24 protein-coding genes and 1 pseudogene are annotated in these 26496 nt (G+C 52.7%); 5 read left to right on the top strand and 20 right to left on the bottom strand.

Features of this window, described 5'->3' with window-relative positions; translation table 11 throughout:
• Positions 1-90 precede the first annotated feature (90 nt).
• The 6 genes from gntK to ACY1JZ_RS24490 all read right to left on the bottom strand — a co-directional run bounded on the left by gntK (position 91) and on the right by ACY1JZ_RS24490 (position 6272).
• Positions 91-1671 carry a gluconokinase gene (gene gntK, locus ACY1JZ_RS24515; protein WP_462631400.1) on the bottom strand — a complete coding sequence of 527 codons (1581 nt, stop codon included), beginning with the start codon at positions 1669-1671 and terminating at the stop codon, positions 91-93.
• A gap of 256 nt (positions 1672-1927) precedes the next feature.
• A complete protein-coding gene (locus ACY1JZ_RS24510) occupies positions 1928-2599 on the bottom strand; it encodes a GntR family transcriptional regulator (RefSeq protein WP_462631352.1) in 672 nt (223 codons plus the stop codon).
• Positions 2600-2667: 68 nt separating this feature from the next.
• Positions 2668-3417: an amino acid ABC transporter ATP-binding protein gene (locus tag ACY1JZ_RS24505; RefSeq protein ID WP_462631350.1), complete on the bottom strand. Its 750-nt coding sequence runs from the start codon at positions 3415-3417 to the stop codon at positions 2668-2670.
• A gap of 15 nt (positions 3418-3432) precedes the next feature.
• Complete coding sequence (locus ACY1JZ_RS24500) at positions 3433-4092, bottom strand: amino acid ABC transporter permease (protein WP_270169104.1); 660 nt, start codon at positions 4090-4092, stop codon at positions 3433-3435.
• Positions 4093-4105: 13 nt separating this feature from the next.
• Positions 4106-4909: an amino acid ABC transporter substrate-binding protein gene (locus ACY1JZ_RS24495; RefSeq protein ID WP_462631349.1), complete on the bottom strand. Its 804-nt coding sequence runs from the start codon at positions 4907-4909 to the stop codon at positions 4106-4108.
• Between the two features lie 181 nt (positions 4910-5090).
• Entirely contained in the window at positions 5091-6272 is a 1182-nt protein-coding gene (locus tag ACY1JZ_RS24490; RefSeq protein ID WP_462631348.1) for an SEC-C metal-binding domain-containing protein, read from the bottom strand.
• A gap of 388 nt (positions 6273-6660) precedes the next feature.
• Here ACY1JZ_RS24490 and ACY1JZ_RS24485 point away from each other — a divergent pair, with 388 nt between their 5' ends.
• Both ACY1JZ_RS24485 and ACY1JZ_RS24480 read left to right on the top strand, forming a co-directional pair.
• Positions 6661-7815, top strand: a complete 1155-nt coding sequence (locus ACY1JZ_RS24485; RefSeq protein WP_462631347.1) for a GntR family transcriptional regulator — start codon at positions 6661-6663, stop codon at positions 7813-7815.
• 291 nt (positions 7816-8106) lie between these two features.
• Complete coding sequence (locus ACY1JZ_RS24480) at positions 8107-10872, top strand: alpha-mannosidase (RefSeq protein WP_462631346.1); 2766 nt, start codon at positions 8107-8109, stop codon at positions 10870-10872.
• An 82-nt stretch (positions 10873-10954) separates the two neighbouring features.
• Here the strand turns inward: ACY1JZ_RS24480 and ACY1JZ_RS24475 are convergent, their stop codons facing one another.
• From ACY1JZ_RS24475 to ACY1JZ_RS24455, 5 genes are all read right to left on the bottom strand, one after another.
• Positions 10955-12175, bottom strand: coding sequence for an aminopeptidase (locus tag ACY1JZ_RS24475; RefSeq protein ID WP_270172343.1), 1221 nt, complete (start codon positions 12173-12175; stop codon positions 10955-10957).
• 151 nt (positions 12176-12326) lie between these two features.
• Positions 12327-12617 (bottom strand): hypothetical protein, encoded by a 291-nt coding sequence (locus ACY1JZ_RS24470; protein WP_462631344.1) that lies wholly within the window; start codon positions 12615-12617, stop codon positions 12327-12329.
• 132 nt (positions 12618-12749) lie between these two features.
• Positions 12750-14654 carry a cyclic nucleotide-binding domain-containing protein gene (locus ACY1JZ_RS24465; RefSeq protein WP_462631342.1) on the bottom strand — a complete coding sequence of 635 codons (1905 nt, stop codon included), beginning with the start codon at positions 14652-14654 and terminating at the stop codon, positions 12750-12752.
• A 104-nt stretch (positions 14655-14758) separates the two neighbouring features.
• Positions 14759-15367 (bottom strand): hypothetical protein, encoded by a 609-nt coding sequence (locus ACY1JZ_RS24460; RefSeq protein ID WP_270169095.1) that lies wholly within the window; start codon positions 15365-15367, stop codon positions 14759-14761.
• A gap of 161 nt (positions 15368-15528) precedes the next feature.
• The gene (locus ACY1JZ_RS24455) at positions 15529-16173 is read right to left on the bottom strand and encodes a hypothetical protein (protein ID WP_270169094.1); all 645 of its coding nucleotides are present in this window, start codon (positions 16171-16173) and stop codon (positions 15529-15531) included.
• A gap of 216 nt (positions 16174-16389) precedes the next feature.
• Between ACY1JZ_RS24455 and ACY1JZ_RS24450 the strand changes: the two genes are divergently transcribed.
• On the top strand, positions 16390-18132 hold the full coding sequence (locus ACY1JZ_RS24450; RefSeq protein WP_462631340.1) for a glycosyl hydrolase: 1743 nt from the start codon (positions 16390-16392) through the stop codon (positions 18130-18132).
• Positions 18133-18390: 258 nt separating this feature from the next.
• On the opposite strand, the gene ACY1JZ_RS24445 is transcribed toward ACY1JZ_RS24450, so the two are convergent.
• The 4 genes from ACY1JZ_RS24445 to ACY1JZ_RS24430 form a co-directional block, all read right to left on the bottom strand.
• On the bottom strand, positions 18391-18570 hold the full coding sequence (locus ACY1JZ_RS24445) for a hypothetical protein (protein WP_462631338.1): 180 nt from the start codon (positions 18568-18570) through the stop codon (positions 18391-18393).
• 115 nt (positions 18571-18685) lie between these two features.
• The gene (locus ACY1JZ_RS24440; RefSeq protein ID WP_462631336.1) at positions 18686-19441 is read right to left on the bottom strand and encodes a MerR family transcriptional regulator; all 756 of its coding nucleotides are present in this window, start codon (positions 19439-19441) and stop codon (positions 18686-18688) included.
• Positions 19442-19706: 265 nt separating this feature from the next.
• The gene (locus ACY1JZ_RS24435; RefSeq protein WP_462631335.1) at positions 19707-20891 is read right to left on the bottom strand and encodes a hypothetical protein; all 1185 of its coding nucleotides are present in this window, start codon (positions 20889-20891) and stop codon (positions 19707-19709) included.
• A gap of 270 nt (positions 20892-21161) precedes the next feature.
• The gene (locus tag ACY1JZ_RS24430; RefSeq protein ID WP_462631333.1) at positions 21162-22055 is read right to left on the bottom strand and encodes an alpha/beta hydrolase; all 894 of its coding nucleotides are present in this window, start codon (positions 22053-22055) and stop codon (positions 21162-21164) included.
• A gap of 370 nt (positions 22056-22425) precedes the next feature.
• On the opposite strand from ACY1JZ_RS24430, the gene ACY1JZ_RS24425 reads away from it, so the two are divergent.
• Positions 22426-22503 carry a transposase gene (locus ACY1JZ_RS24425; RefSeq protein ID WP_462631398.1) on the top strand — a complete coding sequence of 26 codons (78 nt, stop codon included), beginning with the start codon at positions 22426-22428 and terminating at the stop codon, positions 22501-22503.
• Positions 22504-22719: 216 nt separating this feature from the next.
• On the opposite strand, the gene ACY1JZ_RS24420 is transcribed toward ACY1JZ_RS24425, so the two are convergent.
• Together ACY1JZ_RS24420 and ACY1JZ_RS24415 are read right to left on the bottom strand one after the other, a co-directional pair.
• Positions 22720-23550 carry a NotI family restriction endonuclease gene (locus ACY1JZ_RS24420; RefSeq protein WP_462631332.1) on the bottom strand — a complete coding sequence of 277 codons (831 nt, stop codon included), beginning with the start codon at positions 23548-23550 and terminating at the stop codon, positions 22720-22722.
• Entirely contained in the window at positions 23543-24598 is a 1056-nt protein-coding gene (locus ACY1JZ_RS24415) for a DNA-methyltransferase (RefSeq protein WP_270169083.1), read from the bottom strand. The genes ACY1JZ_RS24420 and ACY1JZ_RS24415 overlap by 8 nt, the downstream gene beginning before the upstream one ends.
• A 338-nt stretch (positions 24599-24936) precedes the next feature.
• Here ACY1JZ_RS24415 and ACY1JZ_RS24410 point away from each other — a divergent pair, with 338 nt between their 5' ends.
• On the top strand, positions 24937-25116 hold the full coding sequence (locus tag ACY1JZ_RS24410; RefSeq protein ID WP_462631331.1) for a hypothetical protein: 180 nt from the start codon (positions 24937-24939) through the stop codon (positions 25114-25116).
• A 380-nt stretch (positions 25117-25496) separates the two neighbouring features.
• On the opposite strand, the pseudogene ACY1JZ_RS24405 reads toward ACY1JZ_RS24410, so the two are convergent.
• The 3 genes and pseudogenes from ACY1JZ_RS24405 to ACY1JZ_RS24395 form a co-directional block, all read right to left on the bottom strand.
• Positions 25497-25623: pseudogene (locus tag ACY1JZ_RS24405) on the bottom strand (GNAT family N-acetyltransferase); the annotation flags it as partial.
• 97 nt (positions 25624-25720) lie between these two features.
• The gene (locus tag ACY1JZ_RS24400; RefSeq protein ID WP_462631329.1) at positions 25721-25933 is read right to left on the bottom strand and encodes a helix-turn-helix domain-containing protein; all 213 of its coding nucleotides are present in this window, start codon (positions 25931-25933) and stop codon (positions 25721-25723) included.
• A gap of 148 nt (positions 25934-26081) precedes the next feature.
• Positions 26082-26294: a helix-turn-helix domain-containing protein gene (locus tag ACY1JZ_RS24395; protein ID WP_462631329.1), complete on the bottom strand. Its 213-nt coding sequence runs from the start codon at positions 26292-26294 to the stop codon at positions 26082-26084.
• Positions 26295-26496: the final 202 nt, after the last annotated feature.

Genomic DNA, 26496 nt, shown 5'->3' with positions numbered 1-26496 from the left:
GCAGCAGTCCTCTGCTCGACTACATTCATTATAGCGGATATGCCTTTACATTTCCCGTTCCAAATCATTAATTATTACTTAAAATTCCCTTTATGCATTCCACTTGCGCTGATAGGCCGCAATCGCTGCATATTCCGCCTCCAGCTTGCCGGCAAGGCGGGTATAGATCGGCAGCAGCTCGCGGTACATCAAGACAGCCTCTGGCTGCGGCTCATGAGCGTGCGTCTCCCCCACCATACCAGAGACAGCCTCTAATGTGTCAGCATGCCTCATCGCATACAATCCCAACACTGCTGCGCCCAGGCAGGAGCTCTCGAAGCTCTCGGGCACGATGACCCGTTGGTCGAAGATGTCGGCCATCATCTGCCGCCACAGTGGCGAGCGGGCGAAGCCGCCCGTAGCCATCAAGCGAATCGGCTGCCCCATCTGCTCCTCCATCACCTGCAGCACCGTGTACAGGTTAAAGAGAACACCTTCCATCACCGCTCGAATCATATGAGCGCGCGTATGGCGCATCGTAAGTCCGAAGAATGACCCGCGCGCATCGGCATTCCAGAGCGGAGCCCGTTCTCCGGTATAATACGGGTGAAACAGCAGTCCGTCCGCGCCAGGGCGAATCCTCTCTGCCTGGGCAGTCATTAGATCGTAAGCATCCACGCCAAGGCGCTGCGCCTCCGCGCACTCCGGCGCAGCCAGCTCATTGCGTGCCCAGCGCAGCAGCATGCCGCCGTTATTAACCGCCCCGCCAATCACCCAATGCTGCTCCGTCAATGCATAGCAGAAGGTGCGCCCCTGCGGGTCGGTCATCGGACGATCCACCACAGTACGGATTGCGCCGCTGGTGCCGATCGTTACGGCGACGACTCCCGGCCCGATCGCATTCACGCCCAGATTGGACAGCACGCCGTCCGTTGCCCCAACGATAAACGGCACGGAAGCAGCCAGACCCATCGCTTCCGCTGCGTGACGATTCATGCCTTCCATGCGATAGGTCGTCGGCACGAGCCGCGATAGCTGCTGCGGTGCAAGGCCCGCCAGCTCTAGCGCCTTAGCGTCCCATTCCAGCCGCTCCAGATGGAGAAGACCGGTCGCGGAGGCCATCGAATGATCGATAACGTAGTCGCCGAAGAGGCGGAAGAAGAGATACTCCTTGATGGAGATGAACTTGGCTGTGCGTGCGAACAGCTCCGGTCGCTCATGGCGCAGCCAGAGCAGCTTCGTAAGCGGCGACATCGGATGAATGGGTACCCCTGTCCTGTTATAGAGAGCTTGACTGCCCGCTTGCTGCTTCAGCCACTCGGACCAGCCCGCGCTCCGGTTGTCAGCCCAGGTTAAGCAGCGCATGAGCGGCTCTCCTTGCTCATCGACGGGAATGACGCTATGCATCGCTGCGCTCACGGCTACAAACCATACCTCATCAGGCCCGATACCGCTGCGCGCCATGGTCTGTCCGATCGTGTACAGCACGGCCTGATAGATCTCCTCCGGGCTCTGCTCCGCACTGTCCGCCGCCTCTGTATAGAGCGGATATTCACGTTCAGTCCGCAGTACAACGCGCCCGTCCAGTCGGAAGAGTACCGCCTTGGTACTCGTGGTTCCAATGTCCAGGCCAATCATGTAGCTGGCAGCCTTCTTGCTTTCCTTCTTGCTCTCCTTCGTGCCTTCCTTCATCGTCTCCTCATTCCTTCCCGCATTCATTCTATGGTTTCCCCCAACTGCTCTACCATCAGTCCCACCACCTGACTACCATCTGCCCATTGTGCACGGAGCACCGAGCTTGCTTCGCAGTACCTCCGCCGCTTATATGTCTACCTGCTCCCTACTCTCGCTTCCCCTATTGTACATCGGTGTACTTGTCGACAAGTTGAAGCTGCGAAAAATCTTTCGCTATAGAATAGCAGACCTAACCTTGCAGTACTCTATCCCGTCAGCTCAATGTAGCGCTCAGTGTGCGCTGTGAATCGGCAAAATATTCCCTCACCACAAGCAATACCTGCTCCTTGTCTCCCGATTCCAATGCCCCCAGCAAGTTCCGATGCTTGTCGATGACCCGTTCCAATCTGGCCTCGCCCTCAGTGAACAGGCTCTCCGTCGTCACCAGCATAACCGCCATCACAAGCTGCGAAATGCTGTTCCACAGATGCCGCATTCTAGTATGACCTGCCGACTCCACCAGCGTCTCGTGAAACATGAAGTCAAGATAGGCAAATTCCACCGCATCCCTATGCTTCGCAGCCAGCTCCATCCGGTCGATGCGCTGCTGCTGCTGTATCAGCAGCTCCGGCGGGCAATTGTCGGCAATCCTCTCCTGCACGAAGCTCTCGATCAGATAGCGAACGTCATACAGCTCGGCTCGGTCTTGTGCGTTCAGTCCGAGCACGATCGCCCCCATGCGCTCCAGACGGATCAGCCCCTCTCCCGCCAGCGCACGCAGCGCCTCCCGGACAGGGGAGCGGCTTGTGCCAAAATCAGCCGCCACCCGATTCTCGGAGATGACCTCGCCAGGCCGAAGCTGCCCCTTGATCACCTGCAGCCGCAGCTCGCAGGCGATCACCTCGCCGCGCGAAGCTCCTTGCAGCCATGTCGCTGGATAATTCATCGTGCAGCCTCTCCTCCCCCATCGGAATGTCACGTTCCCACTAGCTTCGAGCAATGCACGAACGCTCTCTAGACCGTTACGACACGGTTCAGGAAGCTGCGCGTGCGCTCATGCCGAGGGTTAGCGAACAATTGACTCGGCGGCCCTTCCTCCACAACCTCGCCATTATCCATGAAGAGCACCCGATCAGCTACCTCGCGAGCAAAGCCCATCTCATGCGTAACAATAACCATCGTCATATGCTCCTCAGCCAATTGCTTGATGACGCGCAGCACCTCGCCTACAAGCTCCGGGTCAAGCGCAGAGGTGGGCTCGTCGAACAGCATGATCGCCGGATTCAGCATGAGCGCCCGAGCGATCGCTACCCGTTGCTTCTGTCCGCCGGACAGCCTTGCTGGATAAGCATCAGCCTTGTCGGCCAGGCCAACCTTAGAGAGCAGCTCCTTGCTGCGCTCGCGCACCTCTGCCGCAGGCCGCTTCTGCACCGTGCGCGGCGCAAGCTCCAGATTATCCTGCACCGACAGATGCGGGAACAGGTTGAAATGCTGGAATACCATGCCCATGCCGGAGGTAATCGACTTGATCTGCGGCGTGGAGGCATATCTGCCGTCCTGAACCAGGTAGCGGTCGCCGATGCGGATGCTGCCGCCGTGGATATGCTCCAGGTGGACAAGACTGCGCAGCATCGTGCTTTTGCCTGAGCCGGATGGCCCAATGACGGCGACAACCTCGTTCTTGCGAATCTCAAAGCTGACGTTCTTCAGTACATCCAGACTGCCGAACGATTTTTTAAGATTGGTCACTTGAATCAAACTCATCCTTCGCCAGTCCTTTTACTCGTATTTGAATCGTTTCTCCAAAAACTTGAAAAACAGCGTCAGCACAAGCGTCATGAATAGATAGATAATGCCCACAACTATAAAAGGCGTCAGTGACGCATCACGGTTCACTGCTGTTTGCGCAAAATGAAGCAGCTCCGGCACAGCGACCGCATACAGCAGCGCTGTATCCTTCACCAGCGTAATCGACTCATTTGCCACAGCAGGCAGCGCCACCCGAAACATCTGCGGCATAATGACCTTGGTCGTCGTCTGCCAACGGCTCAGCCCAAGCACCTGCGCCGCCTCATGCTGCCCCTTGTCGATCGACAGCAGGCCGCCGCGGAAGATCTCGGCAAAGTAAGCCGCGTAATTGAGAACAAAGCCGATACAGGCCGCTAGGAAGCGGTCGAAGACCAGATATTCCCCTACACCTGGCAGCATCGGCAGACCGAAGCAGATGAACAGCAGTTGCAGCAGCAGCGGCGTACCGCGCATCACATAGATATAGCTATGCGCGAACCAGGCTACGGCTCTAATGCGGCTCTGCGCCATCAGGGTGAAGAGAAAGCCGAGCGGCACAGACAGGGCAATCGCAATCAGGAACATGCTGATGGTTGTGCCTGCGCCCTCCAGCATTGGTTTGGATATTTTGACCAGATATTCCACATTCATCGTCGCTTCACACCTATTTCAGGACTTTGTCTTCGCCAAACCATTTCACGGAGATTTCCGCCGCCTTGCCATTCTCATTCAATGCATCCAGTGCAGCCTGCAGCTCGTTAAGCAGCGCTTCATCCGTCTTGCGTACCCCTACCCCATACTCCTCGGGCGATAGCGCCTCGTCCAGCAGTTTATATACGCCTGGCTCTTTGGACATATAATATCTGGCTACCACTTCATCGATGATGACGGCTTGCGTGCGTCCGTTCTTCAGGTCGCTCAGTGCAAGAACGTTGTCCGCATATTCCGACACCTTGACCTCCGACTTGATCGGGCTGCTCTCCAGCGCATCCGATGCCGAGGACAACGATTGCAGACCGACTTCCTTGCCAGCCAGATCCTGAATCGCCTTAATCTCCGAGCCCTCCAGCACAGCAACCACCTGGCTGTTCTTCAGGTACGGCTTGGTGAACAGCACCTTTTGCTTGCGGTCCTCGGTAATGGTGTAGCCGTTCCAGATCAGATCGATGCGCTTGCTGTTCAGCTCCGATTCCTTCGCCTTCCAGTCGATCGGCTGGAACTTCACCTCGTAGCCCATCTGCTCGGCTGCCGCACGCGCATAGTCAATGTCAAAGCCGACAATTTCATTATTATCGTCCCGGAAGCCCATCGGAGCGAATTTGTCATCGATTCCGATGACCAGCTTCTTGCTGGCTCCCTCTCCTGCAGCTCCCGTGGTTCCCGTCCCGCTCTCGGGCTTCTCTCCACAGGCAGCCAGCATGACTGTGAACAGGGATACAGCCAATAGTATTAAACTAAACTTCTTCATCGCGATTAATCCTCCCTAATTGAAGGCACAGCAAACCGAGCTCTCCCCTTACGGGCAGGCGGCCGCTTCGCCTTGCCTACTCTAACAAAGCTTCCATGCTCCTCGTGTCCGTCCTGTCAGGACAGGCACCGCAGAGCTTCATCATACCATACCCCAGGCCGCAGCGTCGATAACGATCACCTCAAGCCGAGCAACACTTTTTGAACTTTTTGCCGCTTCCACAAGGGCAAGGGTCGTTGCGTCCGACCTTCTTCCTGCTCTCCAGGCTGAATACCTCGCCCGCTGGCTGCGCCGGTACTGGCGACCGCAGCACATTGCCGCTCCGCGCCGCAATTTCATTCGGCGTATGTCCCTTGAGCGCCCATTGTCTCGTTGAATTAAAGATCGCAACCAGGAAGGCCATGACTTCATCCAGCGTCTGCACATCCTCCATCTCAATCATGCTCTGAACGAAGGACATAATCTCGTTGAATTCCGCCCCCTCTTGAATGCGCCACACACACGATAGCACGATCTCATGGGCTTCCTCCGCCGTCAGCGTGTAGTTGCTTCGAATATACTGGGCGAAGGCATTGAACTCGGGTGTTGTCTCCACATAACCGAATTCAGCCGCCTGCAGCACGCGTTCCTTCGGCAACTCGCAGTACCCAAGACTTGGACGCGACTCCTGCTCCTTGAGAATAGCTTGCAGATGCTCCTCCTCCACCAATCGCCAGTGCGCCCAGCCCAGGCTCGTCGGTTGGAACTGCGGCACATAGTCTAATGATTCAAGAACCGTCTCCAGATATGCGAGCTCCTGAAGCGGTTCCTTCATATAATCACGAATAAGCTCCATCAGCTTGCCCTTCTTCACGAGGCCGTAGTAATAGAGCAATCCATAGGTCAGCTTCAGCCATTGGTCATTGCGCTTAAGCTGCTGCTTCAGCTCCAGGATATTCAGGCCCTTCACGCTTTCCCGCAGCTCAAGCGGCATAATCAGCACCCTGCGGCCATCGAGCGTGCCAGGAAATAGCCATCCCTGCTGCTGATAATAGGCCGCCTCAGACACCCCGATCTGCTCCGCCCCCAGCACCCCATTGCGGCTGGCCGCTCTTGCAAGCAGCTCATAGCGATGGCTGTCTATTCTCATCCATTGCTTGTGCAGCAGCTCCGGCACAGCTTCACATAGCCGTCCGATCAGCTCCGGCTTTTTAAGGCTGCTGGCGTTCCTGACCCCCAGCTTCTGGCGAAGCTTGTCCAATTCCTCCTTGGTCAACCGGGACAAGCCCTCCTCAAGAGTCAGCCCTTCCGTAATCTCGGACCAGAGCCGAGCCTGAAATTTAGGGCTTGCCAGTTTACTATTCATCTTGTTTACATTCCACATGCCAATAACTCCTATCCATTATTACTCACTAAATTATAACGTTAACACACATTCCCCCCTTTTTTCCACCACAAATAGCGAATTAGCTGCGGCTGGCACCGCTTGCTATCCTGCTTTCACGCCTTCTAACGACGTGTGTCATCCATGAAGCAACGGAGGATAGAAGCAGGTTAACATGGCCTTCGTGTCGAACATTAATGAGGAGAGCGCTATTAAAGCAATGAAGGTTAGAAGGCTTGCGCCTTTTCACTTATAGTTGATTCAAGAATAGCTACAGATAGGCTTCACACAGTGAATATATCATGATATATTATTATAAATACTGCATCAATGATTCCATTTCGCCCTTGATCTGGTCTAGAATTGGCAGTTCCAGGAGGATTGTAACATGTCCAATGATTCACCATCCACATCCAGGCCCATGTATGAACAGATATTTGCCTCGCTGCGCGAGCGCATCGAGAAGAAGCAATACACCGTTGGCGATCGCGTTCCATCGGAGAAGGAGCTGTGCGAGGAGTTCGGCGTCAGCCGCATCACCAGCAAGAAAGCGCTCGAGATGCTGGCAACCGACGGCTATATCGTCCGTCAGCCCGGACGCGGCTCCTTCGTCTCCGTCCCTCAGCCTGCTGCCGCGGCAGTGCCAGTGAGTGCAAGCGCAGCACGCGGCGGCATGCTGCTGATCGGCTTAATCATCACGACCTTCAGCGACAGCTATGGCACCGGACTGGTTCATGCGATGGAGGAGGCCTCGCGCGCGAACGGCTGCTTCCTCGTCCTGCGACGGACGCTGGGCAAGCCCGAGCATGAGGAAGAGGCCATTCGCCAGTTGCTGGAGCTGGGAGTAGACGGGCTGATCATCTTCCCGGCACAGGGAGAATTTTTCAGTGCAGAGATTTTGAAGCTGGTGATCTCTCAGTTCCCGCTCGTTATGGTTGACCGTTACCTTAAAGGGATTAACGCCGCATCCGTCTGCACCGATAATCTGGAGGCGGCCAAGGACGCAGCGCGCCATCTGTTTGGACTCGGCCACAAGCATATTGCCCTGCTCACCCAGCCGCCTGTGAACACCACAACTATCGAGGATCGGATTGAAGGCTTTATTCAGGCTCATGCCGAGCAAGGCATCATCGTGGACCGCGAGCTGTGGCTCGAATCGATTACCTCGACGCTGCCGAGCGTTCCCGATGAAGAGTGCCGCAGCCGCGACATCCAGGCGATCATGGAGCATCTGCGCCGCAACCCGCACATTACAGCGGTGTTCGCTATCGAGTACGAGGTGGCGGAGCTGACGCACATCGCCGCGCAGCAGCTTGGCTTGTCTGTGCCGGAGCAGTTGTCCATCATCTGCTTCGACTCCCCCGACAGCAGCGACCTGAGCCGCTATACGCACATGCGCCAAAATCAGAATGAAATGGGTCGCCTTGCCTTCGAGCATGTGCTGCAGTTGCAGAAGGGCGAAGCCAGCAATCAACGAACGACGCTGCAAGCGGCGCTCGTTCAGGGCGCCTCTACCGGAGCAGCCCGTCAGACAGCACAATAGGCTCGTAGCGAGCTTTGATGCTCTCGCCCCCCCCTTCTTGCGGAGGAGCTTCGTATGATCAGGTCAGCCAGATAACTGGCTGACCTATTTTTATGGCTGTTTTTAGCTACCGCCCCAGTCTGCGTTTCGCCACACCGTTATCATTATGATATATGATCTCAATTAAAGTCTTGCTGAAAATTAATATGTTATACTATTATTATATTTATATATCATTTAAGGGCTATATACTCCCCATACATGGCCAAATGTGGCCAAGCGGACGCTGCCCAACAAGAAAGGGAATTGAACATGACGACCGCCAAGACTGCTCATCTTATTTCTCACACTCATTGGGATCGTGAATGGTACATGCCTTACGAGTACCACCATGTCCTGCTTGTCGAGCTGATGGACAAGCTGCTGGAGACGCTGGAGCATGACCCGGATTACCGCTATTTCCACCTGGATGGACAGACGATCATCATCGAGGACTATCTTCAGGTTCGCCCCGAGCAGCGCGAGAAGCTCGAGGGCTTTATCCGCAGCGGACGCATCCATATCGGCCCGTGGTATGTGCTGCAGGATGAATTTTTGACGAGCAGCGAGGCCAACATCCGCAATCTGCTGACTGGTCATCGGGATGCCGCCCCCTTTGGTGTCATCTCGAAGACGGGGTATTTTCCAGACTCGTTCGGCAATATGGGGCAAGCTCCACAAATCCTGCAGCAAGCGGGCATCGATAATGCGCTCTTCGGGCGTGGCGTCAAGCCGACTGGCTTCAACAATATGGTCGGGCAAGCCGATACCTATGAATCTCCCTATTCGGAGATGATCTGGCGATCGCCGGACGGCTCGAGCGTGCTTGGGGTGCTGTTTGCCAACTGGTACTGCAATGGCATGGAGGCGCCTACCGACAAGGATGAGGCTCGGCGCTACTGGGATCAGAAGCTGGCCGAGGCCGAGAGCTTCGCCTCTACGCCACAGCTCCTGTTCATGAACGGCTGCGACCATCAGCCGATCCAGACGGATCTGTCCGAGGCGATCCGCACCGCGCGCGAGCTCTACCCGGACATTACGTTCCAGCATTCCAACTTCGATGATTATCTAGCCGCCCTCAAGCAACAACTGCCGGATGATCTCGTTACGATCGAGGGCGAGCTGCGCAGCCAGCGTACCGACGGCTGGGGCACACTCGTCAACACCGCTTCGGCTCGTATCTACCTGAAGCAGATGAACCAGCTTGGGCAGACCTTGCTGGAGAAGGTGGCGGAGCCGCTGGCTGCATTTGCCCATATCGACGGCGGCCTAGATTACCCGCATCATCTGCTCCGTTACGGCTGGAAAACACTGATGCAGAATCATCCCCATGACAGCATCTGCGGATGCTCGGTGGACGAGGTGCATCGCGAGATGGTCACCCGCTTCGACAAGAGCCGTCATGTTGCCAAGAGCATCATCGATCAGAGCGCGCAAGCGATCGTCAAGTCGATCGATACAGCGTCTGTAGCTGCCTGGGGCAAGGAGGCCGCCGTATTCACCATCTTTAATACGACCGGCTGGGCGCGTAGCGGTACGGTGTCGGCTGAGCTGACAGTGGCCAAGAAATATTTCCCTGAGGGCCCGTCCCCAAGCGCACTGGCTCGGGAGCTGGAGCAACTGCCACTCGCAAGTTGGGGTGTTCTTGACCACGCGGGCAAGCTTGTCGATGCACACATCGAGGATCTGGGCGTGCACTTCGGCTACGAGCTGCCGAAGGATCGCTTCCGCCAGCCCTACATGGGACGCAAGGTCAAGGTGACGCTGCATGTGGCCGACATTGCCTCGATGGGCTACGCGAGCTATGCGCTCGTCGCGGACGCGAAGGCGAAGTGTTCCGGGACGCTCGTCCCGTTCGATTCGGTGCAGGTTCGTGGATTGATGATGGAAAATGGCAGACTGGTGGCTACAGTTGAGGAGAATGGCTCCCTTACCCTGCTGGACAAGCAGAGCGGGCGCACTTATAGCAGCCTGAATCTGTATGAGAATACCGGCGATATAGGCAATGAATATGTGTACCGCCAGCCTGCTGGCGAGTCGGCCATGACAACTGAAGGTCTGCGGGCGGTAAGCCAGGTTGTGGAGCAGAGCAGCACCCGCGCGGTCATCGAGAGCACGCTGCACTGGAGCATCCCGGCGCGAGCGGATGAGCAGTTCGCTGTGGAGAAGAAAGAGATGGTGCCATTCACCGAGCGCACCGCGCAGCGGGTGGAGCAGACGGTACCGCTCATCCTGACGACCCGCTACATTCTGGAGGCAGGCAGCGGCATGGTGCAGGTGGAGACGAGATTCAACAACCAGGCTCAGGATCATCGGCTGCGCGCGCTGTTCCCCTCCGGCATTCGGGCAGAGCAGCATGAGGTCGATTCGATCTTCGAGGTGGCGCGGCGCGATACGAAGCCGGCCCCGGAATGGACGAATCCAAGCAACTGCCAGCATCAGCAGGCGTTCGTCAGTGTCTCGGATCACAAGCACGGCTTGACGATTGCCAACCAAGGACTGAACGAATACGAGGTGCTGCAGGACGATGCAGGCACGATCGCCGTTACGCTGCTGCGGGCGGTATCGGAGCTAGGCGACTGGGGCGTCTTCGAGACACCGGAGGCGCAATGTCAGGGCGAGCAGTTCGTCCAGTATGCCATCCTCCCTCATGGCGGCAACGGCATCGAATCCGGCGCTTACGCCCAGGCATACCAGTACCAGGTTCCATGGACATGGGCGCAGACTGACGTTCATGCCGGCTCGTTGCCGCCAGTTCATCAGTGGCTGCAATGGACGGAGGCCGCATCAGCAGACGCAGCAACGCAACGCGCTGCGCTCGCCCTGTCGGCGGTGAAGCTGTCTGAGGCGCATAACGATCTGATTGTACGCTGGTACAATATGAGCGGTGAGACGGTATCATTGTCCGCCAGCGCTGTAGGTACCACAGGCACCCCCTATGAGAGCGACATCCTGGAGCGACGTCATCAGCCGCTCACTGACGAACCGCAGGCCGTTGGAAAATATAAGATTGTTACCCGCGCTTATCCGCTAGCGTAAGGTACGTTCATCTGCATCACCAAACAGGACACTTCACAGGGCGATCCCCCAGATGAAGTGTCCTGTTCTATCATGCTAGCTTCTATAGTGCCCAGGCACCCTTGCGGAACACCGGAATCCGGTTGCCATCCGCATCGATCCCGTCAATGTCCATCTCTGCAGAGCCGATCATGAAGTCGACATGCGTAATGCTCGCATTCACACCCGCCTCGGCCAGCTCCTCCGTCGTCATCGTTTCCCCACCCTGCACATTGAAGGCATACCCACTGCCAATCGCCAGGTGATTAGAGGCATTCTCGTCAAACAGCGTATTGTAGAACAGAATGTTGGAATTGGAGATCGGGGATTCGTGAGGCACGAGCGCCACCTCTCCAAGATAGTGCGAGCCCTCATCGGTATCCACAAGCTGCTGCAATATATCCTGCCCTTGCTCCGCCTCTACCTTGATGATGCGTCCTTGCTCGAAGGTCAGCTTGAAGTTGTCGATAATATTGCCTCCGTAGCTGAGCGGCTTCGTACTCGACACATAGCCGTTCACCCCGTTGCGATTCGGTACGGTGAAGACCTCCTCCGTCGGCATGTTCGCCATGAACGAGACGCCGCGCGCGCTTGTACTGCCTGCCCCTACCCACAGATGCTTGGGCGGCAGCTCAATCGTCAGATCGGTGCCCGGTGCGCTGTAATGCAGCTTCGCCAGCCGCTTGCTGTTGAGCACCTCCACCTTGCTGAGCAAGGTGCTGTGATGCTCCTGCCATGCTTGCACCGGATCATCCGCATGGAGCCGTACAGCGGTGAAGATCGCCTCCCACAGCCTGTCAACCCCCTGCTCGGCTGGAAGCTCGGGGAACACCTTCGCCGCCCAATCCTTGGTCGCCGCGGCAATGACCGTCCAGCTTACCTTGTTCGCCTGAACCGCACGGCGGAAGTTCTGCAAGCCTTGCCCGGATGCCTTCTGGAAGCTCGCGATCCGGTTCGGGTCAATTCCCTTGAGCAGATCCGGATTCGGCGAGAGAATCGAGATGAAGGCCGCTCCCGCTTCGACGAACGAGTCGCGTTTGGCTGTCTCCCAGCTAGGAAAATGCGAGAACACCTCGTCCGCCGCCCGTTCGTATTTCATCCGGGAGAGCACCTCGTCTGACCAGTCAACATGGACATTGGCTGCGCCTGCCTCATACGCCTTGCCCGCCAGCTCACGAACGAAGGCCGCCATCTCTATCGACGCCGTAATAAATACTTCCTGTCCTGGCTGGATATTGACACCAACCTTTACGATCAACTCTGCATATTTCTGCCACTCTGCCATGTACTTATCCGCCACGATCCATTCTCCTTCACTATGTAATTGATCATGTCTAATTTTACCATAGCACAGGCGAAATTCATAAATATCACATCCACAGCTCACTGCTGCATCGCTCTGAATCCGCGACCGTTTTCAGACCAACCCATTTCACTCATGGCCGTACAGCAGTTGCGCTGACTGCTCTTCTGGCCGCTTCCAGCAGTTCGGCCTCCGTATACACCTGCTCTGCCATTGGCGATACGACGAGTATAGACAGCTCCAGCTCGCCCGTATCTCCCTCCTGCACGCGCAGCTCCACTTGATCAGGTAGATTCAGTCCGGACAGCTCCTTGACCGCTGCCTCCGGGTTGGCGATTGCCAGGGCGCGAAATGCCGGGTCTTCTGCTACTCGCCATTTGAACACTTCGTATGTTTCCAGTGCCTCCTCAATGGTCCATTCCATTGCTCTACCTCCCGCAAACCATCTCATGCTATTACATTAGCTGAATTTCCTGTTATTTTCTGTAATCTAAATTACAAATTGAATATTTGATCCCCTGCATGGGGGGCAAGCCCACTGCTTCAGCTTTCTCTATCATGAAGTCGTGACACGCAGCGCCTGTCCGCAGCGGGCGCAATAGCTGGCCTCGGGAGGCGAGACCGTACCGCAGCCATCACAGACCAGCGCTTGCTTGACTTGAGAGCCGAGCAAGCTCTCCGGCACCTCTTCCCCTGAATGCTCCCTGTCCAGCAACGGATTGAGCAGCTCCAACTGAGCCCGCTCCTCTCGCATTCCCTTGCGAAGCAGCCGGTACAGCAGGAGAAGACCGAGCACGCCGATGACGATCATGCCAGCCAGGCGGACAGCACCCTCCATATAGCGGTTATCCCATAACGCATGCAGCGCAAAGCTGGCGAACAGGAGCAGCATCATATGGCGATAGCTCCGTACAGACGAGCGTCGTGCGCCTGCTGGGTGATGTCTCAGGCCGTACCATAGCCCAGCCGCAGCAATCGCCGTCCAGGTGCCGTGACCAAAGGGCGACAGCAGTGCTCTGACCCATAGCACCGCCAGCATATCTGCGGCGGCGCCCTGTTGAAGATAGGTCCAGCCATACAGTATGCTCTCAGCCGCTGCAAACCCCATCCCGACAGCGGCGCCGAATACAATGCCATCCATGAGGAAGCGCTCCCGGCGGCTGCGCAGCAGCAGCACACAAACCAGCAGCTTCAAGGTTTCTTCCAGAAGGCTTACAGCGATCGGCTCCCAGACCGCTCCCAGGCGGCTCCCTTCGCCCCCACGGAACAGCCAGTAGCGCTCCAATAGCCAGGCTGCAGGCGCCGCAGTAGCGGCCGACAGCAGAAATGCCTGGGCGAGACGGGGCAGGCGATAACCGAGCAGTTGCGTCCCCCGCATGTAGGCCACAAAAGCTACCGGCCCAGCCACTCCCCCGACCAGCAGAGCCGATGCGATCCACACCGGATGCTTCTGCCAGATGGCAAGGACGGTGGTCACCACAAATAGCCCGCCGAGCAGCAACAGCACATCGATCCATCGGTCAGCGCCGCGATTAGTCTGACGCGAGTTGCGGGCCGCTTCATCAGCACGCTCGCTGTCTAAGCCAGAGTGGGCGCCGGAGTGGGGACGGTGATTCCATCCTGCCGCGTCGTCCTTAGCAGATGCCGCCTTCCGAAGCTGCAACAGATCCGCCAGATCAGGACGGCGTAGACGCAGCAGCTCGATGAATTGGCGATGAACCTGCTCATACTGCTGTAATATATAATGAAACTCCGACTCTCCCAGCAACAGCAGCTCGCCATCCTCCAGCGCGGTAACTGTGCCGCTATGTGCGCCACCTAGCAGCAGATCCGCTTCTCCAAAGCAGTCTCCGCTACCCATTACGCCGATGCGCCGCCCGTTCTGAACCGACTCGAAGCGCCCCTTGGCAACCATATACAGCTCGCTCGACGGCGTTACCTCGGTGATGATCCTCTCCCCTCGGACCACCTTCACTCTGCTCGTCACCTCGGCCAGGCCGCGCAGCTCCGCGTCTGGAATGGTCGACCAGATCGTCGCCTTGCGCAGTAATCCATGAATCAGGCGGATGCGCGCCGAGAACAGCAGGCTCTCATGAAACATCGGGCTGGCCTCGGCGAGCCGAGCAAAATCAGCCGCATTCAGGCGCAGCGCTGTTACCTCGCCGAGCGCTTTCACATCGGCTGTCCGTTTCTCCTGCAGGATGAGTGCGATCTCGCCCACCAGCGCGCCCGGCTTCAGCACATCGAGCACAATCGGGCGGCCTGTCAGACTATGAGAAGCTACCAGCGCCTGGCCGCTCATAATAAAGTAACAGCATTCGCCAACCGTTCCTTCAGCAATAAATGACGTGCCATTGCTTAACTTCACCTTGCGCATGGCCGCAGCCGCTATCTCTAATTCATGATCAGGCACACCGTGCAGCAGTATATTTTGCCGCAAAAATTGAACCGCGCTATCCATCGCCATCTCTCCATAGAAGAACGGAATCAGCCCATTCAGGCTGATTCCGCATCGTATTCAACAAACTATAGTCAATTGTAGCCATGCCTTGTAGCAAGAGGCCTCTAGCGCATATTGCCAATAATAGAGCTGCGGCTATCCTGCATCTTCTTAATGAAATTCGTCATCACATCAAACGCCTCATTGCGCTTATTCGTCATGCTTTGCAGCCTTAGCATATCCATTTGCTGCGAGGAGTTGAGCGAATCAATCGCTTGACGAAGCAATGTAACCAGACTACCTAGCTCCTGATAGCTGTAATTCGCCTTCTTCGTCATGAGGTAGCCTTTGTCTGCGAGCTTATTCGTCGTGCCGTCGTCCAGCTTATATGCGCCATTGACAGGCTGGGCCAGTGCGGCATTCACGCTGCTGAGCAGCATATTCAGCTCGGCGATCTGCTGATTGCGAGCCTGCACACTATCCATCTGGGATTGCAACTGCTGTTCCAGCAACTTGCTGCGCTGCTGCTGTACCATCAAGAGCGCCGTTTCGATATCCATCGACTGAATATCGACGGGGATGATTCCTGGGAAGCCGATCATGTTGCTGGCGCCTCCGCCATCAATCGCCCCTTTGACCGCACTATATGCTTGGTCATTCATCATGACGCCCGCCCCTGCGACCATCCCCAATACCAGCATTCCTGACATGGACAATACCGTTCTCTTCTTCATTATAACTCCCCCACGCTTCCATTGTATTTGTTAGCTTTATTATAAGGGAGCGCGCGTGTGAGAATCTGTAATCACAATTACATTTCATGAATCTGGGGGGGAATTACGGTGTGAAAAGAATAAGAGACCTGCTTGGGGCGTGCACAGGTCTCTTGCTTGATTTACTTATTCGCTTTTAACGAGGTGGACAGTGGAACCGTGCTATGCAGCACATAATCGCCTTTGCCCCATGGATAATTGACCGTCAGGTTTGTCGGGAAGTTCGTATAGGAGCCTCCGCTAGTGCTCTGTACGAGTACCTGAGAAAAGGATGCATAGGAATATTTGTTTTTATCCTGGTTATCATGTGTGCTGTGAACCATCTTGACAGTAGTAGACGATGTCAGCGAATTCTGAGTCGGCAATGTGTAGGCTGCCGTACCGTTAATGTACAACGTTGCTGTATTGTTAAGGTTGTTGATTAGTTTCAGATGAATCTGCGATCCAGCCGAAGGCTGGTTCGTCAATGGATCCGTGCGATTGTATGCACTCGAGGATTTGCCGCAATTCAGAAACTTATTCCATCCCGTAGAGGGCTTATACGATATACCGCCTTCACAAGTATCCCCCAATCCTAGGTAGAATGCGATGTAGCTGCCATCATTGGATACGAACACATCACTAGGAATCGTTAGATACGCTTGAATGCCCGTATATTTGCCTGTTGTCACAACTCTCGCAGCGCCCTCTCCTGTTACGGCAAAGGCATTGCTAGAAAAGGTAAGCATCAGGATTGCAGAGAATAGTAGCATCGTTACTTTCTTCATTATAATGATAGCCTCCTAATCGGTATTTCGCCCCAATCAGATGATTACATAAATTATGTAATATCTTAATTATATTGTTTAAATTACCAATTTAACAATAGTTCTTATATCCTGTTATTTTTCTATATTAAAACGATTACATTTAAATTTTCCTGACATATTTCGACATCCTATGATACTATGAAGGCAAATCCTCTGGAGAGGAAGGATAGGTCTATGAATAAATCTGCCCTACTAGCGAGTCTCATCTCGTTGCTGCTAATGATAGCCTCCCCGTCCTCTGTGTTACAGACCGCCGAAGCGGCTACACTCCATCACTGGCAGCTATATAAAAATGGCGAGGCGCATCTCAGGCAGGGCAAGCTCAAGCAGGCGATTGCCGAGCTGGAGCAGGCTGTAAGCCAATCGGAGCAGGCAGGGTATCTGCGGAAGCTGGCTGAGGCCTACGAGCAGAGCAAGCAATATCAAAAGGCGGCGGACACCTACTACCGCGAAGCTCGCATCCATAAGGTGCTGGGCGAGCAGTCTGGAGATCTGAACACGTACTATGCGGTACTGGCCAAGGCCGACGCCTTGAATACGGAGATCGAGGTATATGTAGAATCGCCTGCAATGCAAGGGACAGTGGGAGCAGCAAGCACTGTGACTGGAGGCCGGGATCTCGCGAAGTTCGAGCCGCCAAGCGGCATGTACATCGGGGCCTACATAGACAAAGATAGCCATATGGTCAAGCTGGGTGACGACAAATTCAAGGCGTTCAACAAGCTTGCAGGCAAGCAGCATGCCATTTATTTCACCTATCACCGCTACGGCAGCCCCTTCCCGTATCATTGGGCGGAGCAGGTAGGGAAAGCTGGCGGTGCCATTCAGTTAGCCTTCCAGCCGGACAACGGGCTGGACGAAGTGAAGGATGGCCCCTATCTTCGCCAGTTCGCGCGTGATGCGAAGGCCGCGGGAGTGCCTGTCTTCCTGCGCTTCGCTTCCGAGATGAACGGCAACTGGGTCAAGTGGAACGGCAATCCGCAGCAGTATATCCAGACATTCCGTCTCGTCGCCAAGGTCATGCGGGAGGAGGCGGATAATATCGCGATGGTCTGGTCGCCCGCTGCCAATCCGAAGCCAACCATCCAGGCGTACTATCCTGGCGATGAGTGGGTGGACTGGGTGGGGTTGAGCATCTACAGTGTAAAGTATTTTAACGGCAAGCTGGGCAGTCCTGCCGATCAGGTGAATCCGCTTGACTCCCTCGATGAAGTCTATCAGACCTATGCCGCCCGCAAGCCGATCATGGTCAGCGAATATGCAGCGACTCATTATAGCAAGGCCGGGGACACCTCTACCCTCTACTTCGCGCAGACCAAGATGAACATGCTCTACCATGGTGCGAAGCTGAAATATCCGCGTCTCAAGGCAATCAGTTGGTTCAGCCTCAACACCTTGACCGACTCGCATCGTGCAGAGCGGAGCCTGAACAACTTCAGCCTGACCGAGAATGACAAGGTGCTGGCCGCCTACAGCAAGCTGATCGCTGACCCGTACTACCTGTCATCTGTCCTGCCTGCCTCTGCTGCCAGACCAAGCACCAACAGCTCGGGATCTTCTGCCACGGCAGAATCAGATACCAGCCGGCAGCCCGCAGCCGGGCAGAGCGCCGCATCAGCCGCATCGACTGCAGGCATCGTTCAACGGGATTATCCTTACACCCTTCGCAGACTCACTGCTACGAAGCTTAAGCAGCCATCTACAGTCATCGTATGGGTGAAGACGTATGATCCGTATATCAGCAAGGTCGTCATCAAGCTGAACGGCAAGCTGGCACTGTCGCGGCAGCAATATCCGTACAGCTTCAAGCTTGATCCGTCGAAGCTCCCCGCAGGCGATCAGAAGCTTGAAGTCATCGTCTTCGATTCCAAGGGCGCTGAGGCATCCCGCAGAAGCTTCACCCTGCGCACAGGATAAATTTTCATATTTATCCTTGCATCCAAACATGTATTCGCATTATAATAAGAACAAATGTTCTTTATTTGGAGGCGAACGAATGCTCATTGACAGCTATATCGGACGCAATGTCGAGATCGTCTATAGAGACAGCAGAGGGGTAACGACCACACGGCGCGTTGCCGTGTATTCGGTGCGGAACGGCAAGGTGCGTGTCCTTGATTGGGACAGACGCACCTTCGGGACGTTGGCCGCTGGCCGTATCCTCTCTGCCGTTCCTCATTCACTGAGCTGCTGCGCAACTCCGCCGCGCTTGGCTACTGACGACCGTTCACACTCGTCAGACAGAGCTGCATCCTTGTCTCTCGCCACGGACCATACAAGTTCCACAGACACTGACGAGATGAGTTGCCCAGCAGAGACGAACACGGATGGGATGCAGCCACTATATTCCTTCACCGTTCATCACCTACATCGATTACTGCGATCATAGTGCGGATATAGAAGAACACGCCTCGGCACAGGATGCCGGGCGTGTGTTCGTCATTTATGAGGCAGAGAGACCTGCGCTAACTTAATCCTGTGACATGCTATCGGCGTATATCGCCATCGCATCCCGCATGAAGACAGCCAGCCCGTCACCGAATTGGTCGATATTATGCTTGAAGCGCTCATCCTCGACATACATTTGCCCCAGATTTTTGAATGCCTCAAGCGTGTAGTCATAGCCTGTGTTGCTGTTGAGCCAAGTGTACCATTCCCCGATCGCTGTCTGTGCATCGGCATGATCCGGTGCTAGCTGACGCACTGCCGCCAGCCTGCGGTAGAGGTCATTCATTGACTCTCCCAGCTTATGCTGCTCCTGCTTGTTCATGGTGTCGAGCTTGGCATGAGAGCGATTCACCGCTTCATCCCCCCAGCGCTCTCTCGCCTCCTGCTCATACGGACGACTACTGAAGTCGAATCCGGTGAATCGTTCCTGATGGGTCATCGTCATCTCACCTTTCATATGACGAACCGTCTTGTCGATCGTCTCCAGCATCTGGTCGATGCGGTCTCGCTTCTCCAGCAGCAGCATCCGGTGCTGATGGAGCGCGGCCAGTCGATCAAAGGACGGGGCAGTCACAATATCCTTAATCTGCTTGAGTGGGAATCCCAGCTCCCTGAAGAACAAGATCTGCTGCAGCAGCTCCAAGTTCGCTTCAGAGTATAGACGGTATCCGGATTCCGTCGTCTCCTCTGGCAGCAGCAGCCCGATCTCATCATAATGGTGAAGTGTGCGCACACTCGTCCCGACCAGATCAGCCACCTCCTTGACTCTCATTCCCAATGCCTTCACCCCCCTCGCCATTTACTATAGAGTATAACGTAACGTAAGAGTCAATGGGGAGATTAGAACTAACAATCGCCACAACGGAGCCTAACCCCCATCGACATCGATGAGGGTTAGGCTTGTTCGCCCTGACAGCCTTATAGCTTGCAGCTTGATGCTTGATGCTGTCAGCAGTATTATGTGGCCGAGGAATCGAAATCCTGCTTCGTGCAGGAGATCGAGCTGTATTGTTATGCCCCTTCGCTTTCTCCAGGCACAATACCTAGTTGCTTACACGGCCTTTGCCTGGCTTCCCTTCCGGGCGTCCCGCCTCTTTGTCTCCCAAGGTTGGCCGCTCGCCATTCACCTGCTTCGTCACATGCTCGCTCAGCTCGGCGACTCGCTGATCGTACTGCTCCTGGGTCAGCTTGCCATCTGCCAGCTCCGCTGCCAGCTTCTCTGTTCTCTCCTTCACAAGCAGATCGACAACTGCCGATGTTGCCACACCCTGCTCCTTCGCCAGCTCAGCCAGTGTCTTGCCTGATTCCAGCGCCTCTCTCAGCTCGTCCGTTGTCTTGCCGAGCAGGCTGGCTACCTCCTCGGAGCCGCCGAGCATACCCGCTGGACCATGACCCTTACGATCTGGAGTGCCCGGGCCGCCAAAGCCCAGCTCGCCGTTCACCTGTTTCGTCGCATGCTCGCTTAACTCAGCGACTCGCTGATCATACTGCTCCTGGGTCAGCTTGCCATCTGCCAGCTCTGCTGCCAGCCTCTCTGTTCTCTCCTTCACAAGTAGGTCGACAACTGCCGATGTTGCCACACCCTGCTCCTTCGCCAGCTCGGCCAGTGTCTTGCCTGTTTCCAGCGCCTCTCTCAGCTCGTCCGTTGTCTTGCCAAGCAAGCTGGCTACCTCCTCGGAGCCGCCGAGCATGCCTGCCGGGCCATGACCGACAGGGGCGGGAATGCCCAAGCCTCCCGGGCCGCCCAGGCCGCCTGGACCTCCGATAGCCGCCCAATCTCCGTTTATCAGGTTCGTTGCAAGCTCCGTCAACGCACTGACGCGCTTAGTATATTGCTCTTGTGTCAGCTTGCCATCTGCCAAATCCTCGTCTAATCTCGCTGTCTGGGCTTTCACAATCGCATCAATGACCGTCTGGACGCTCACACCCTGCCCACTTGCCAGATCGGCCAGCGTCTTGCCAGACTGTAGTGCTTCCTTCACATCATCCGCGCTTAGCCCGAGCACTCCCGCCAATTCGTCAGATGCCAGCCAGCCGCCGCCGAGACGACCGTGCCCCCCCTTGCCCTGCTGAACTCCGCCAAATCCGGCACGCTTGCCATCCAATGAAGACTGATATTTCGTGGAGCTATCAGCGGCTGCATTTACAGCCTGCGTCGTGAACATACCTGCACCTACTGAGATTGTTAATGCTAATGTGCCAACTGCTAATCTTCTCCATTGCTTCATTTCCTTTGCACCTCGCTAGGGATTCGTATTGGCTGAATAGCCTGGTAGCGAATTCCTTGCTTGCTACCTGCCATTTCAACTATCTCTAGCTTAACCAGTCCAGATAAGAGGAACTTGAAATGGGGCTGAAAGTTCGCTGAATACTTGGGAGGCTCTCATGACGCATCTGGTCTCCCATTTACGAGGCAGATCGCGATAGCCGCTACAATGCGCAACGGCTCCGCCCCTGCATTACACAGGTTCGGAGCCGCGGCTCACCTTCTATTGCTCTTACTTAAATATGCGTTGCGAGAATTGATACAGCCCGCTGCTCCATACTTTGCCTTCATGTCCGCCCACATCGAGATACCACATATGCGGAACGTTCATGCTATTCAAGCTGTTGTGGAAGTTTTGGCTGATCCACAGCAGTCCATCCGATGCTCCACAAGACAGCCACAGCAGCTTCAGTTGGCTGGCAGCATACGACGGATTGGTGATGAGCTGGTTAGCCGACTTTGTATTCGGTGCAGACGAGAACGCGCCGACCCAAGCGAATTTGTCCAGATGCTTCAGGCCAAAGTTCAGTGACTGACCGCCACCCATCGACAACCCAGCCAGTGCGCGATTCAGACGATTCTTGTTCACCGGATAGTTATTTTCAACATGGGGGATAAGGTCATTGACCAGATCGAATTCGAAGCGTTCGAAGGCTTGTTGCTTGTCTGGAGCGAAAATATCGCCAATCGGACGGTCATCCCACATCGCACGGCCATTCGGGAAGACGACAATCATCGGCTCAAGCTTGTTCTCGGAATACAGATTATCCAGAATATTTCTCGGATTCATGCCATTGAGCCATTCATATTGATCTCCGCCAATACCATGCAGCAGGTAGAGTACGTTATATTTTTTGGTAGGCGTATATCCTGGCGGCGTATACACCATAGCGTTCCTCGTCTTGCCTACTGTCGAGGAGTAGTAGCTCATCTGATGCACATTGCCATGCGGAATCCAGCTACGGTATCCGTCATATCCCTGTGGAGCCGCGATGATGGGGTAACTGGCAGGTGTGACGAGTGAATTGCTCTGTTCCTGTGTCTGAGGCGCAGCAAAAGACATCGACGGCACCAGCAGTGCGGCAGCGATGGCCAGACTTACTAAACGAGTTAGACCTTTTTTCATTATAATCTCTCCTCCTGATATGTTCATTGAATTGGACTTGCGGCTGCACATAGCCCGAATGATACGGTTCTGTTACTCTCTCAGAAGCGATCCTCCCTATAAAAATTGCTCTATTAAAACCGCTTTCAACTCGAAAAATGAATCACCTCCCGCACGTCTGCAATCTTCTGCTCACTTCAGTAGCGCAGAACTCGCAGACATATTTTGTAAGCGTATTCAATTTGAATCTTATCATAATTTCAAATTATTGTAAATAAGAACTTTTTAAAGTAAAAACTATACTTTTTACACTGTTTTACCCGCTTTTTCTTTATTTCTCGACACATGAATCTCTCTCCTCTCCCTTGTAACGGGACAGATGAGATGAGTCATATGTATCGCAGGACGTTGGACGATCGAGACATTCTTCAAGTGGATGAAGCAGCATTTACAATTCAAGCACCTCTAGGGCACCGAGCAAACATGCTGTCTGTAGTTAGGTCTGGATCGCCCTTATTGAGTACTACTTGCTCGTACTTGTAAGAAAATGAAGGTCAACACAGAGTATTACAGTTCACTCGCTGGCAAAGTGATTATGATAAGCGAAAAAATTGCAACATTTACCCATAGGTTACACGACTTTAGGCAACGCTAGTGAGTCCAAAATAAACAGAAGTAGTCCGGTTTATATTTTGAGCAAGGTTTTCTCCGAAATTTTAGCTTGAAGTTTGGTCAGAATTATTTCTAACTCAATCCTAGCCTCGGACTGTAGCCCTAAACATAATTCCATACCCACCACGTCTGTGCTGTGTCTTGAACCCATTTGAAGACGAAGCCCCGTAGGATTTAGACCGTATGAATGAAAGTGCATTGAGTCTCCAAGCTTAGCTTCCTTGACATGTTCAAACGAGAATTCTTTTCTCATGTACGACATTAGTGGGTCTTGAACAACAAGAACAAGATGTTTATTAAGGTGTTCGAAGGTAGTAAGTTTATGATGTAATTGTACTAAGATTGTTTTAGCTGTCATTTTCCAATTCATACCGAAGGTTTTTTTCGATTCAGTATCCTCTTGTTTAACTGGAATCCCTCTTGTGGCGAGGAATCGTTGTCTTTCAGGCCACACAGTTCCAGTTGTATCAAGTGTCTGTAGTTCTATCCCAACAAAATCCATTACCTTCTCATTGTTTACAGAGACAAGGAAGTAATCCACATTTCCACCCGGTATTTCAACCTCAGAAACAACATGAAGCTCATTACCCGGCTCATGAAGGGTAAGAAGGTGAATGCAATCGAGAAAAATCTGTCTTCTTTCCAGTAGACGGAAAGGACAAATTATTACATCACCTCCACTGTATTTCATAGTACAAGTTCCAATGGATATTTCAGGTTCGCTTTTTCTGTTTTTCAAACATTTTCTATCAAGATATGGGCAATGTTGTGAAGAAACAACTCCACTCCAATCCAAAGCATTATTAGATGTTGGCAATCCAAATAACTCGACTACTTTAGACAAGGAGATGACACCTCTCTTCAGAAACTTTTATATAACGATCAGATATGTCAATACCTACAGATTTTCGATTAAATTGTCTTGCAACTAACATGGTTGTGCCTGTACCACAAAATGGGTCTAACACGATACCATTTTCGGGACAAGTTGCTAAAATAGGTATTTTGCATAAATCTTCAGGATAGGGGGCGAAATGATTGTCATCTCTTTGCTGAGTATCCTCAGGGATTATATCCCATACATCGGTTGGTTTACTTCCATTCGGATGATATTTCAAAAAGTAAAATCCTTTATCCTGAAGTTCCTTAGCACGACCCGACACTTGAGTAGAATCGGAATGAGTTGCTCTTTGTTGACCCTTAATTACCATTCTAAAATCAGCCAATTTACCATTCATAACATCTTGTAAGATTGAGTCGAGAGCGCTAAATGCTGAGCGTTTTTGTTCTTCAGTTAATACAGTAGACAATTCAATTTGACGTTTGTATCGAACGCCACTCACACCAGTGGCGGAAACTATAGCACCATTAACCACTTTAGCTTCTTTGGGCTTCGAGCGTATTGCATCGACATCATAGTAATACTTTGCTTGTTTGACAAAATGAAAAATAGGTTCATGTATATTACCTAGTTTGTCTTTGGAATTATCCATCCCACCTTTTACTTTGTTCCAAACAATATCGTTCCTTAGTATCCAGCCCTGTTCATCCATTAAGGTTATTGCTATTCGCCAAGGGATACCAAGTTGTTTTTTGTTTAAGTAAGTATCGCCGATGTTCAACCAAAACGAACCCGTTGGCTTTAACACTCTCTTGAGTTCAGCAAAGATTGTAGTTAAGATTTTAATAAATTCTTTATAGTCCTTTTCTAAACCGATTCCTCCACCTGAGTATTGCCTTTTACCCCAATAAGGAGGACTCGTCATGCAAAAATCAATGCTTTCGTCTGGCAATTGTTTTAGCACTTCTAATGCATCGCCTTGAAGAAACAATGGGCTTTTTTCATCTGATAGTGCATAGTCGTTAAATTTTATTTTATAGTCATTTAACATAGTCATTGAACCTCACTTATTTCTCTCTTAATTCCTGAAGAAGTAGCCACCTTATTATAGCACAGGAAGGAAGCCTGTTCGTGTTATTGATGCTCTTAGAAGCATCGCGAGATTTAACCATTTTTAATGTCATCCTGCAAGAATCCATGGCAAGATCAATCGTTCCGCCATGCGTATTACTGGAAAAGTGAAAGTACCGATTGCTGTCCTTAAAGAAATAAAGACTGCCAATTTGCTTGGCATGATATGCGCGGCGGCCGCCGTTCTCAAGTCCATACCCTGTGATTTTGCAAATTCAATCAAAATTTATCCAAAACGTGAAAGGGGATGCTTCGTTCATGGGACTGGAAAAAATCTTGGATGATATTGAACGCAGAGGACAACACAAAGGTGAGCAAAAAGGCAAAGAAGATGTGGCTAAACAGTTAATACGAATGGGGATGGATGATTCATCCATTGCCCAAGCCACCGGATTTTCGATCCAAACCATTGAAGATTGGCGCAAGCAAGCTTTCTGATTTCCATTCCTTTGGAGCGGTTTTCTTTTTCATTTCCATATGATGTATGACTTTGCGTAAATTTTTTTAGAAACTATAACCTTCTCATACTTATTCTCAAAAAAGTAAGATGACCCTTGCTTATCTATGAGATTAAATCCTTTATTTTCCATTAAATCAGTAATTACTCGATCGCTATTCGTGGATTTACTCATATAGGAATGTGAGGTGTAGGAGGCTTCTATTTCTACAATATCCTTATTAGATAACTGTAATTTGATTATACCCATAACTGAAGGGGAGTTTGTTACAGTCAAAATCACAATAGAAAATAGTAATAATGTTATTACCAACGAAATTACTTTCGATCGATTCATAATTATCTACCTCGTTTCGTAAAGATGCTCCTTAGACATTGCGTACATGATTTCCCGATTGGGTGATGGCAATTCATCCTTCATTCCTGAGCGGCACCAGCCAAATAAATTCTCCCGTTTCTTTCAGGATAATCCCTAATCGCAGACGAAGCTCGCCAATGTCTCCACCCTGTGCTACAGCGGTTTTTGAATCATTATACTAAAACAGGCCGAAATGTCACAGACCCGAGACATTTCGGCTTGTTCCGTCAAGGATAAGGCGTAGACTTGTCTGTCAGTCCCAATAAATAATCTGTACTGACCTCGTGAAATCGAGCTAGCTTGATTAAAACTGTGCTTGGCAAATCCAACTCGCCTCGCTCATACCTGGAGTAAGTCGCCTGAGTGACATTTAAATACTGTGCCAATTTCTGCTGTGTGAGATCCTTATCTTCCCGCAAATCCCTTATTCGTCTATACATACGAATCACCCAAACACATTCTATATTATGCATTTTTCGCATATTGACTTTTATGCATTTTTCGTATATTTTATAAATACAGAATGAAATTTAGAGATTTAAACATCAGTATTGTGAATAAGGAGATACGTTGCTGCGGCTTGTTCCGTCAAGGATAAGGCGTAGACTTGTCCGTCAGTCCTAATAGATAATCTGTACTGACCTCGTGAAATCGGGCTAGCTTGATTAAAACTGTGCTTGGCAAATCCAACTCGCCTCGCTCATACCTGGAGTAAGTCGCCTGAGTGACATTTAAATACTGTGCCAATTTCTGCTGTGTCAAATCTTTATCTTCCCGCAAATCTCTTATTCGTCTATACATACGAATCACCCAAACACATTCTATATTATGCAATTTCTGCATATTCATTTTTATGCGTTTTTCGTATATTTTTTATACGGTATAATTAAATTTGACTAAGTCTGATTCCAGCTTTTCCAAAGCGTAAAGAAAGAGGGTGGCTGATGACATAGCATTCGTTTCCCCTGATCTCAACCAATCCATGGGGGATACAAGGAAGCGG

The sequence above is a fragment of the Paenibacillus sp. J5 genome (assembly GCF_054955055.1).
This window is presented reverse-complemented; position numbering and strand designations above follow the sequence as displayed.